This is a genomic window from Streptomyces sp. NPDC054866, from assembly GCF_053610745.1.
The window spans coordinates 1,135,159-1,145,696 of record NZ_JBSGZA010000003.1; the positions used below are offsets into that span (position 1 = coordinate 1,135,159).

A 10,538-nucleotide genomic window follows, 5' to 3' on the forward strand; every position below is an offset into this window, starting at 1 on the left:
GGGCGGCCGGAGCGGGGCATGTCATCCCTTCACCGCACCTCCCAGGGCGAAGCCGCCACCGAGCCGCCGCGAGATCAGCACGTAAAGCAGAATCACAGGCGTCGAGTAGATGATCGAGAATGCCGCCAACTGGCCATAGATCACCGTGCCCTTGTTGCCGAAGAAGTCATTGATGCTCACCGACGCGGGCATCTGCTCCGGCGTGAGCAGGAGCATGAACGGGACGAAGAAATTGCCCCACATCATGACGAAGGAGAAGACCGTCACCACCGCCACCCCCGGGCCCATCAGGGGGAGCACGATCCGCAGCAGGGACTGGAAAGGCGAAGCGCCGTCCGTCCATGCCGCCTCCTCCAGTTCCTTCGGGACGCCGTCCATGAAGTTCTTCATCAGCCAGATGGCGAAGGGGAGTTGGGACGCGGCGAAGAAGAAGATCGTGCCCTGCATCGTGTCGATCAGGTCGACCTGGACGAAGAGCGCGTACACCGGGACCATGATCGCCGTGATGGGCAGGCTCGTCGCGAAGAGGATCGTCAGCATGAAGGGGCGGTTCAGACGGGACTTGAAGCGCGACAGGGGGTACGCCGCCAGTGCCGCGCAGACCACCGTCAGGAGCGTGCCGCCGCCGCACAGCAGCAGGCTGTTGAGCAGGGGAGTGAAGGTGATCTCGGGGGTCAGGACCGCGTCGTAGTTGTCCAGGGTGATGCCGTCGGGGACCTTCACCTTCAGGTCGGCCTTGGTGTCGAGCGAGGACAGGATCACCCAGGCCAGCGGCAGGACGAACGCCGCCGCGACCACGAGCAGCCCCGCGTCCGCCGCGAGACGTCGGCTGGTCCGGCGTGAACTGAGGCTCCTGGCAGGCGACTTGACCGTATTGGCGGACGACACTCAGACCTCCGTGCGGAGCAGGCGCATATAGACGAGGGAGAAGAGTGAGCCGACGACCAGGAGCAGAAGCGCCACCGCCGTGCCGTAACCGATCATGCTCTTCTGAAAGGCCTGTTCGTACATGAACAGGGGGAGGGTCTGGCTGCGGTTTCCCGGGCCGCCTCGCGTCATCACCCAGATCAGGCCGAAGACGGAGAGGGTCTGGAGGGTGTTCAGCATGAGGTTCGTGCCGATGGAGCGGCGGATCATCGGGAGCGTGATGTGCCACATGCGGCGCCAGCCGCCCGCGCCGTCCACCTCGGCCGCCTCGGTGATCTCCTTGGGGATCTCGTTCAGGGCCGCCGAGTAGACCAGCATCGAGAACGCCGTCCCGCGCCATACGTTGGCGAACGACACCGCCAGGATCGGCAGCGTGTACATCCAGTTCTGGGACGGCAGGTTGAGGAAGTCCAGGACCGCGTTCAGCGTGCCCTCGCGGCGGAAGAACGCGTACAGGAGGAAGGCCGCCACCACCTCCGGAAGCACCCACGCCGTGATCACGATCGCGCCGGTGACCGTGCGGACCGGCTTGGACGCCCGCTGCATCAGGGACGCGAGCGCCAGGCCGATGGTGTTCTGGCCGATCAGGGACGACAGGACGGTGAAGACGAGCGTCAGCCACACCGCGTTGAGGAACGCCTCGTCGCCGAAGGCCTTACGGAAGTTGTCGAACCCGACGAAGCTCGACTCCGCCTGGCCGGTGAGCTGGAGGTCGGTGAAGGCGATGTAGGCGCAGTAGCCGATGGGTCCTGCCAGGAAGAGGAGCAGCAGGATCACGGCGGGGGAGACGGGCAGGGCGCGGGTCAGGGCCCTGCCGGTCTTCCCGCGGCGGGACGGGGGGCGCGATGCGCCCGGACCCGGCGCCGTCTTGACGATGTCGCCGGGCCCGGCGGGGGGTGCGGTGGTCACCTCGGGGGTCTCACTTCCCTTGCTCGCTTGCCGGATCGCGGACCCGCGGCTACTTCTCGATGACCTCGCCGTCCGTAGCCGCCTTGACCTCGTCGTCGTATCCGCTCGCCGCCTCGTCCACGGAGGCGTCGCCCGTCGTGACCTTCTCCATGGCCTCCTGCACCGCGGTGGAGACCTTCGGGTACGCCGGGTACGCCGGGCGGTAGTGCGTCGAGGGCACCAGGTCGGTGAAGAACTTCAGGCCGGGCTGCGCCTTCAGGTACGCGGGGTCGGCGGCGACGTCCTTGCGGACCGCGATGCCCGAGTTGGCCACGTACCACTTCTGGGCGTTGGCCTTGGTCTGCATCTGCTCGATGAACTTGAACGCCAGGTCGGGGTTGGACGCCTTGGACGGGATCGCCCAGGTCCAGCCGCCGGACATGCTCACCTTGCCGGGCGCCTCGCCGTTCTGGGTCGGCATCTGCGCGAGGCCCAGCTTCTTCGACCACTCCGGCCACTCGTGGCCCGCGCCCTTGCCCCAGTCCTGCGGCAGCCAGGAGCCGTCGAGGTTGATGCCGAGCTTGTCCTCGGGGAGCAGTTCGCCGCGCACACGGGTGGCGAAGTTCGGGTCGAGGGCGTCGGAGACGTCGGGGCCGAGCTTCTCCTTGTAGACGGTCTCGACGAACTCCAGGGAATCCTTGAAGCCCTGGCTGCCCGTCACCCACTTCTTCGACTTCGGGTCGTACATCGGGTCCTTGCCCGTGCCGTACAGGAGCATCTCCATGCCCTGCATGGTGGCCGCCTCGCCCGCGGGCTTGCCCGTGTAGACGTTCAGGGGGGTCACGCCGGGGACCTTCTTCTTGATGGTCCGCGCCGTTTCGAGGATGTCGTCCCATGACTTCGGCTGCCAGTCGGCCGGCAGTCCGGCCTTCTTGAAGATGCTCTTGCTGAACCAGAGGCCGCGGGTGTCGGTGCCGTCCGGTACGCCGTACGTCTTGCCGTCCGCCGCCTTCGCCGCCGACTTGGACGTGTCGATGAACTGATCCCAGTCCTTCCACTTGTCCAGGTAGGTGTCGAGCGGCTTCAAGTACCCGCTGGTGATGTCCGAGTTGATGAGGAAGGTGTCCTCGTAGACCAGGTCGGGGGCGGTCTTCGGGGAGCGCATCATCTGCTGGAGCTTGGTGTAGTACTCGGAGTCCGGCGCCTTGATCGGCACCAGCTTCACCTTCTTGCCGGGGTTCTCCTTCTCGAACTGCTTCTTGATGTCGGCCAGGAAGGTGTCCATGACCTTGACCTGGTTGTCCGTGGACTGTTTGAAGGAGACCTTCACGGTGTCCGGATCGTCGCCGGAGTCCCCGCCGCACGCGGTGAGGGTGCCGGCGGCGACCAGGGCGGTGGCGAGGAGCAGAGGGGTGGTGGGACGCACGGGCACGACCTCCTACTGGCCGACGCGGCCGGGTTACCACGCGGGGCGCAACGCGGGGCTGCCCGGTGAACGTAAGGGCGGGTTCGGAGCAAGGTCAATGCCCGTGCGTCGCCCCTTGTCATCAACGTGACAACGTTGTTATTGGAGGCGGCAACAGCTGTACGGAGGGAGGGACTTGGGGCCTCAGGTGTTCGACGTCAGCCAGCGGTACGCGTACTCCGGGCGGCCCACGTGGCCGTACTGCGGGGTGCGGGCGGCGCGGCCCGTGGTGACCAGGTGCTCCAGGTAACGGCGCGCCGTGATGCGGGAGATGCCCACGGTCTCGGCGGCGGCAGCGGCGGTGACACCCTCGGGGGGCGCGTCCCGCAGCGTGCGGGTCACCCTCTCCAGGGTGGGGCCGCTGAGCCCTTTCGGCAGGGCGGCGGGGCCGGGGGCGCGCAGGGTGGCCAGGGCGCGGTCCACCTCGTCCTGCCCGGTGGCCTCGCCCGCGGCGGTGCGGAACTCGGCGTAGCGGGTGAGGCGGTCGCGGAGGGTGGCGAAGGTGAAGGGCTTCAGTACGTACTGGACCACGCCGAGGGAGACGCCCTCGCGTACGACCGCGAGATCGCGGGCCGACGTGACGGCGATGACGTCCGTGCGGTGGCCCGCGGCGCGCAGGGTGCGGGCCAGCTGGAGGCCGTGGCCGTCCGGGAGGTGCAGGTCGAGGAGGAGGAGGTCCACCTCGGTGCGGTCCAGGGCGCGTTTTGCCTCGGCGGCGCTGTGCGCTTTTCCCGTGGCCTGGAAGCCTGGCACCCGGTTCACGTACAGGACGTGCGCGTCCGCCGCCACGGGGTCGTCCTCGACAACCAGGACCCGGATCGGCTCTGTCACGTTGTGCCTCCGTTTGCTGCGTCCGGTGCAGTGGTCGCCTCGTCATCGGCACCCGGCGTCGTGGGTTGTGCCCACCCGTTCCGCCCTGCGGAACGCCTGCCCACAACGGGAGCGGTAGCCGACTTCAGGCGCACCTCGAACTCCGCCCCGCCCCCAGCCGCCTCCCGCACCGTAAGCGTCCCCTCGTGCTTCGTCACCGTCTGGTGGACCAGGGCCAGGCCTAGGCCGCGCCCCGCCGTGGCCTTCGTCGACCAGCCGCGCTGGAAGACCGCCTCCGTGTGGGCCGGGTCGACGCCGGGGCCCGTGTCGGACACCCGCAGGGTCAGTCCCGCCTCGTCCGCGCGTGCCGTCACCGTGACGCGGGCCGCGGGCGAACCCTGGGCCGCGTCCACCGCGTTGTCGATCAGGTTGCCGAGGACGGTCACCAGGTCGCGCGCGGGCAGGTCGGCGGGCAGCATGCCGTCGTCGATGCTGCTGTCGGGGGAGACGACGAGTTCCACGCCGTGTTCGTTCGCCTGGGCGGCCTTGCCCAGGAGCAGGGCCGCGAGTACCGGCTCGCTCACGGCCGCGACCACCTGGTCCGTCAGCGTCTGGGCCAGCTCCAGCTCGGCCGTGGCGAAGTCGACGGCCTCGTCCGCGCGGCCCAGTTCGATGAGCGAGACCACCGTGTGGAGACGGTTCGCCGCCTCGTGGGCCTGCGAGCGCAGCGCCCGCGTGAAGCCGCGCTCCGAGTCGAGCTCGCCGGTCAGCGCCTGGAGCTCGGTGTGGTCGCGCAGCGTCACCACCGTGCCGCGCCGCTCGCCGCTCGACACGGGCGAGGTGTTCACCACGACCACCCGGTCCGCCGTCAGATGCAGCTCGTCCACCCGCGGCTCGGCCGCGAGCAGCGCGCCCGTCAGCGGCGCGGGCAGGCCGAGCTCGGCGACGTTGTGGCCGACCAGGTCGCCCGATACGCCGAGCAGCTCGCGCCCTCCGTCGTTGATGAGGGCGATGCGGCGCTGCCCGTCCAGCATCAGGAGCCCCTCGCGCACCGCGTGCAGGGCGGCCTCGTGGTAGTCGTGCATGCGGCTCAGCTCGGCGGCGTTCATGCCGTGGGTGTGGCGGCGCAGGCGGGCGTTGATGACGTACGTACCGAGTCCGCCGAGCGCGAGCGCGCCCGCCGCGACGCCGAGCAGGGCGAGCAGCTGGCCGCGCGCCTTCTCGCTGATCTCCTCGATGGTGATGCCCGCGCTGACCAGGCCGGTGATGCGGTCCGTGCCGTCGTCGGCCCGGATCGGTGTGACCACGCGGACCGAGGGGCCGAGCGTGCCCGTGTACGTCTCCGTGAAGGTTTTGCCCCGCAGGGCTTCCGCACGGTGGCCGAGGAAGCGCTCGCCGATCTCCTCCTCGTCGGGGTGCGTCCAGCGGATGCCGTCCGGGTCCATGATCGTGACGAAGTCGACCCCGGTGTGCCGGCGTACGTCGCTCGCGTACGGCTGGAGGGTCTTCGTCGGATTCCGGCCACGCACGGCCTCACGTACCGAAGGGGAGTCCGCGACCGCCCGCGCCGCGGCCGTCGCCTGGCGGCGCGCGCCCTCCTCCGCCTGCTGCCGGTCGCTCAGGAACGTGAAGAGCGCGCATCCGGCCACCACGACGGTGACCAGCACGATCTGCATCGCGAAGAGCTGCCCGGCGAGGCTGCGCGGCCGGGGCGGGCGGGCGAGGGACATGGTGCAAGTCTGCCTCGCCGCGTAAGTGCGAACTAAATGAACGTAAGGGTGACCGCCCTCACAGGGCGAGAGATAGTCACCGGGATCCGCCTGCCCAGGACGTGAGCCGCACGCACGGGCGAACCAGGACGTGAGCCGCACGCACTGGCCGAAAACGCCGACGTAGTCGTTCAAGGAGGGCCCTCGTGGCCGACACCACCGACAGCCAGGTGGCACCGGCGCCCGCTGCCAAACGGGACCGCACCCACTACCTGTACATCGCCGTCATCATCGCCGTGGTTCTCGGTATCGGTGTCGGCCTGCTCGTGCCCGACTTCGCCAAGGAGCTCAAGCCGGTCGGTACCGGCTTCGTGAACCTGATCAAGATGATGATCTCGCCCATCATCTTCTGCACGATCGTCCTCGGCGTCGGCTCCGTCCGTAAGGCTGCCAAGGTCGGCAAGGTCGGCGGCCTCGCGCTCGCCTACTTCGTCGCGATGTCGGTCGTCGCGCTCGCCATCGGCCTGATCGTCGGCAACATCCTGCACCCGGGCTCGGGCATGGACATCTCCGACTCCGAGAAGGGCGCGGGGCACGACGCGGCCGAAGAGGCGAACAAGGGTCTCGTCGACTTCGCGCTCGGCATCATCCCGAAGACGCTCGTCTCCGCCTTCACCGCGGGCGAGGTCCTCCAGACGCTGCTCGTCGCGCTGCTCGTGGGCTTCGCGCTGCAGGCCATGGGCCGCTCCGGGGAGCCGATCCTGCGCGGCATCGGGCACATCCAGCGCCTTGTCTTCCGCGTGCTCGGCATGATCATGTGGGCCGCACCGGTCGGCGCGTTCGGCGCGATGGCGGCGGTGGTCGGCGAGACCGGCACGGACGCCCTGAAGGCTCTCGCCACGATCATGGTCGGCTTCTACGTCACCTGCGCGCTGTTCATCCTGATCGTGCTCGGCACGCTGCTGCGCCTGGTGACCGGCGTGAACCTCTTCAAGCTCCTGAAGTACCTGGGCCGCGAGTTCCTGCTCATCCTGTCCACCTCCTCGTCCGAGTCCGCGCTCCCGCGGCTCATCGCGAAGATGGAGCACCTGGGCGTCAGCCGCCCGGTCGTCGGCATCACCGTCCCGACGGGGTACTCCTTCAACCTCGACGGCACGATGATCTACCTGACCATGTCGTCGCTGTTCATCGCCGAGGCGATGGACCAGCCGCTCGGCATCGGCGAGCAGATCTCCCTGCTGCTGTTCATGATGATCGCGTCCAAGGGCGCCGCGGGTGTCTCGGGCTCCGGCATCGCGGTCCTCGCCAGTGGCCTGCAGTCGCACAAGCCGGGCCTGGTGGACGGCGTCGGCCTGATCATCGGCGTCGACCGCTTCATGAGCGAGGCCCGCGCGCTGACCAACTTCGCCGGCAACGCGGTGGCGACGCTCCTGATCGGCACGTGGACCAAGGAGGTCGACCGCGAGCGGGTCGAGCTCGTGCTCGACGGGAAGCTGCCGTTCGACGAGAAGACGCTGCTCGACGACGGCGCTCCCGAGCCGGAGGACGTGGACCCGGACGCGGTGGACGCCGTCCCGTCGCAGCCGGTCGGCATCGAGAAGAAGTCCCTGACGCCCTAGGCGTCCGTGGTCGCCGCTCTCCTGTCGGCGACCTTCGTCACCAGCTCGGTGGCTTGTGAGGCGGGCAGGCCCGCCGCGGTCAGAAACGTGATCGCGGCGGACCTGCCCGCCTTTTCGGCTGGTACGACACCGTCGTTGACGGCCTCCATCACGGCGAACAGAATCCCTTCGAGTACGTAGCCGAGCGCCCGCGTCGGCAGCGGCGACACGAACGTGCCGTCGTCCAGGCCACGCCGGAACATCTCCATGCCGGACTCGTGTACGCAGCCGAGCCGTTCGCGGATGCCGCTCAGCGTCATGCTCCGCTGGGCGAGGGACAGCAGCAGGCGGTAGCGGTCGGCGACCTCCCATACGGCGAGCAGTGAGCTGGCCACCGCCTCCGCGGGGTCGTCGATGCCTTCGCGGCCCGCCGCGTGCGCGGTCTCCACCGCCTCGACAGCCCGCTCCACGATCGCTTCGATCAGGGCGTCACGGCTGGGGAAGTGCCCGTACACCGTCCGTCGTACGACGCCCGCCGCGCGCGCGATCTGGTCCATGGACGCGTCGGGGTCGCGCAGCAGCTCCGCGACGGCGACGTCAAGGATGCGGCGGCGGTTGGCGTCGGCTCTGACGCTGCTCGCTGGGCGGGGGTTCATGGGCCCCATTCTGCCCACTCGATCCATGGCCCCGTGCTGCCCTGCCTGCTCGGCCGCGCCCGCGCTGCCCCCCTCCCCCCACTTGCACATAGATGTGCAACATCGGGTATCTTGCACAGCAGTGTGTAGTTGCACAGGGTTGTGCAATGTGTGTGTGCAAGAAACGGATGGTGGAATCCAGATGCCTCTGCTGATCAAGGAACCGGTCGAACGGATGGACCGTCCGTACGCCCGCCGCTGGTGGGCCCTGGGTGTCCTCTGTCTGAGTCTGCTGATCGCCGTGATGGCGAACACCGCGCTGACGGTGGCCGCGCCCGACATGACCATGGACCTCGGCCTGTCCAGCTCCGACCTGCAGTGGGTCATCGACGCCTACACCGTTCCGTACGCCGCTCTGATGCTGCTGCTCGGCGCGATCGGCGACAAGTACAGCCGCCGCGGCGCCCTGGTGCTCGGCCTGGTGATCATGTCCGTCGGTGCCGCCGCGGGCTCCGTGGTCGACAGCTCGACGGCGGTCATCGTCGTCCGCGCGGTGATGGGCGTCGGAGCGGCGCTGATCATGCCCGCCACGCTCTCGCTGCTCGCGGCGACCTTCCCGCGCGCGGAACGGGCCAAGGCGATCACCATCTGGGCGGCCACGTCCGGCATCGCGATCGCCGCGGGTCCGCTGATCGCGGGTGCGCTGCTCCGTGACAACGGCTGGCACTCGACGTTCCTGATCAACATCCCGGTGGCGGTGCTCGCGATCATCGGCGCGTTCATTCTGGTGCCCCCGTCGAAGGCGGCGCAGCACGGCCGGATCGACTACGTGGGCGGCCTGCTCTCCGTCGTCTGGGTGGGCTCCCTGATCTTCATGATCATCGACGGGCCGCACTTCGGGTGGGGCGTGCGGGCGATTTCGGCGGCGGTGGTGGCGGGCATCGGCCTGATCGCCTTCATCATCTGGGAGTTGAAGCACCCGCGCCCGGTCCTGGACGTACGCAAGTTCACGCAGCGCGGCTTCGCGGGCTCGAACCTGGCCGTGGCGCTCTTCTTCCTCGCGGTGTTCGGCGCCTTCTACTACCTGACCCAGCACCTCCAGTTCGTCCTGGCCTACGACCCGCTGGAGACCGGCGTCCGCATGCTGCCGCTGGCCGGAGCGGTGTTCGTGGGCTCGGCCGTCACCGGCATCCTCGCGCCGCGCATCGGCGGCAAGATCATGGTGGTGGCGGGCATGGTAGGCGGCACGGTGTCGCTCGCACTCCTGACGCAGATCGAAGCGGGCTCCACGTACGGGGACTTCGTGGCGCCGCTGGTCATCCTCGGCCTGTCCCTCGGCTTCGCGGTCTCGCCCTGCACGGACGTCATCATGGGTGCGTTCCCCGAGTCGGAGCTCGGCGTGGGCGGCGCGGTGAACGACACCTCGCTGGAGCTGGGCGGTTCGCTCGGGATCGCGGTGCTCGGCTCGGTCCTCGCGGGCTCGTACTCGTCGAAGCTGGCCGACGAGACCGCCGGCAGCAAGCTTCCCGCCTCCGCGCTCGACACGGCCCAGGACTCGGTGGGCGCGGGCAACGGCGTCGCGCAGGGCATCGCCGATCAGGCGCGTGCGCTCTCGGAGAAGGCGGCGGGGGCTTCATCGCCCCAGGAGGCGGCGCAGCTCAAGGCGCAGGCGCAGGAACTCGCCGGGGGCGCGCACCAGATGGCGGACGCGGTCGGCTCGGCGTTCTCTGGCGCGGTGGCCCACACCAGTCTGGTCGGTGCGGTGATTCTGGGGGTGGGGACTGTTGTGGTTGCTGTGCTGCTGCCGGGGCGGCGGAAGGGGGATGGGGTGGCTGAGACCCCGGCCGAGGCCGAGGCCGAGGCCCAGGCCCAGGCCCAGGCCGAGGAGGCTGCGGAGCCCGCGGGGCGGCGGTAGGCGAGGCGTGGCGGCACGTTCCTGCGGGTGCCGTAGGGGCGGCGGGGGCTTCGCTGTGCCGGTGGTGGTGTTGGCGCCGGGGCCGCCCGGTTGTCCTGAGGTTGGTGGTTCCGGGCCGGGAGTCAAGGGCGCTCCTGCGTCGCGTCGGCTGCGCCGATTGCGCTGCGCTCCACCCTTGACACCCGTCCCTCCACCACGCGAGGGAAGACGACCGGGCGGCCACGGGGGGGACTCTCGACCACTCCCGTCGGGCCATCCCGCTTTCCTGCCGGGTGCGGACTGGCTCGTCGAGGTGGACCCGGGGGGCGGGTGGGCGCGGCCGGTTCGGGGATGGGTGCCGGTCTCGTCAAGCGGGTGCGCACTGGTTCGTCGAGGTGGACCCGGAGGGGCGGGTGGGCGCGGCCGGTTCGGGGGTGGGGCGCGGTGTCGTCGAGCGTCCGGCGGCCGGTTCTTCCGGGGTGACCGTTACGGGCAGGAGTTTCCGCGCGGTCCGCTGCCGGTTCGGGGGTGGGGCGCGGTGTCGTCGAGCGTCCGGCGGCCGGTTCTTCCGGGGTGACCGTTACGGGCAGGAGTTTCCGCGCGGTCCGCTGC

The 10,538-nt window shown here is 69.6% G+C and carries 8 protein-coding genes; 2 read left to right on the top strand and 6 right to left on the bottom strand.

Annotated elements, in window-relative coordinates; all coding sequences use genetic code 11:
• Window positions 1-21: 21 nt before the first annotated feature.
• From ACWGI2_RS20600 to ACWGI2_RS20620, 5 genes are all read right to left on the bottom strand, one after another.
• Window positions 22-888, bottom strand: a complete 867-nt coding sequence (locus tag ACWGI2_RS20600; protein WP_453696704.1) for a carbohydrate ABC transporter permease — start codon at window positions 886-888, stop codon at window positions 22-24.
• Entirely contained in the window at window positions 889-1,836 is a 948-nt protein-coding gene (locus tag ACWGI2_RS20605; RefSeq protein WP_453696705.1) for a carbohydrate ABC transporter permease, read from the bottom strand.
• A 49-nt stretch (window positions 1,837-1,885) separates the two neighbouring features.
• Window positions 1,886-3,247 (bottom strand): extracellular solute-binding protein, encoded by a 1,362-nt coding sequence (locus ACWGI2_RS20610; protein WP_453696707.1) that lies wholly within the window; start codon window positions 3,245-3,247, stop codon window positions 1,886-1,888.
• 177 nt (window positions 3,248-3,424) lie between these two features.
• The gene (locus ACWGI2_RS20615; RefSeq protein ID WP_453397992.1) at window positions 3,425-4,111 is read right to left on the bottom strand and encodes a response regulator; all 687 of its coding nucleotides are present in this window, start codon (window positions 4,109-4,111) and stop codon (window positions 3,425-3,427) included.
• Entirely contained in the window at window positions 4,108-5,820 is a 1,713-nt protein-coding gene (locus tag ACWGI2_RS20620) for a sensor histidine kinase (RefSeq protein ID WP_453696709.1), read from the bottom strand. The genes ACWGI2_RS20615 and ACWGI2_RS20620 overlap by 4 nt, the downstream gene beginning before the upstream one ends.
• A 185-nt stretch (window positions 5,821-6,005) precedes the next feature.
• Between ACWGI2_RS20620 and ACWGI2_RS20625 the strand changes: the two genes are divergently transcribed.
• Window positions 6,006-7,418 carry a cation:dicarboxylate symporter family transporter gene (locus tag ACWGI2_RS20625; RefSeq protein ID WP_453696711.1) on the top strand — a complete coding sequence of 471 codons (1,413 nt, stop codon included), beginning with the start codon at window positions 6,006-6,008 and terminating at the stop codon, window positions 7,416-7,418.
• Here the strand turns inward: ACWGI2_RS20625 and ACWGI2_RS20630 are convergent.
• Window positions 7,415-8,053, bottom strand: coding sequence for a TetR/AcrR family transcriptional regulator (locus tag ACWGI2_RS20630; RefSeq protein ID WP_453696713.1), 639 nt, complete (start codon window positions 8,051-8,053; stop codon window positions 7,415-7,417). The genes ACWGI2_RS20625 and ACWGI2_RS20630 overlap by 4 nt on opposite strands.
• Before the next feature lie 181 nt (window positions 8,054-8,234).
• Between ACWGI2_RS20630 and ACWGI2_RS20635 the strand changes: the two genes are divergently transcribed.
• Complete coding sequence (locus tag ACWGI2_RS20635; protein ID WP_453696714.1) at window positions 8,235-9,947, top strand: MFS transporter; 1,713 nt, start codon at window positions 8,235-8,237, stop codon at window positions 9,945-9,947.
• Window positions 9,948-10,538: the final 591 nt, after the last annotated feature.

Bases quoted from the DNA above. Each gene is read 5' to 3' on its own strand.
- ACWGI2_RS20635 (WP_453696714.1), top strand. From the start codon at position 8,235: ATGCCTCTGCTGATCAAGGAACCGGTCGAACGGATGGACCGTCCGTAC.
- ACWGI2_RS20630 (WP_453696713.1), bottom strand. From the start codon at position 8,053: ATGAACCCCCGCCCAGCGAGCAGCGTCAGAGCCGACGCCAACCGCCGC.
- ACWGI2_RS20620 (WP_453696709.1), bottom strand. From the start codon at position 5,820: ATGTCCCTCGCCCGCCCGCCCCGGCCGCGCAGCCTCGCCGGGCAGCTC.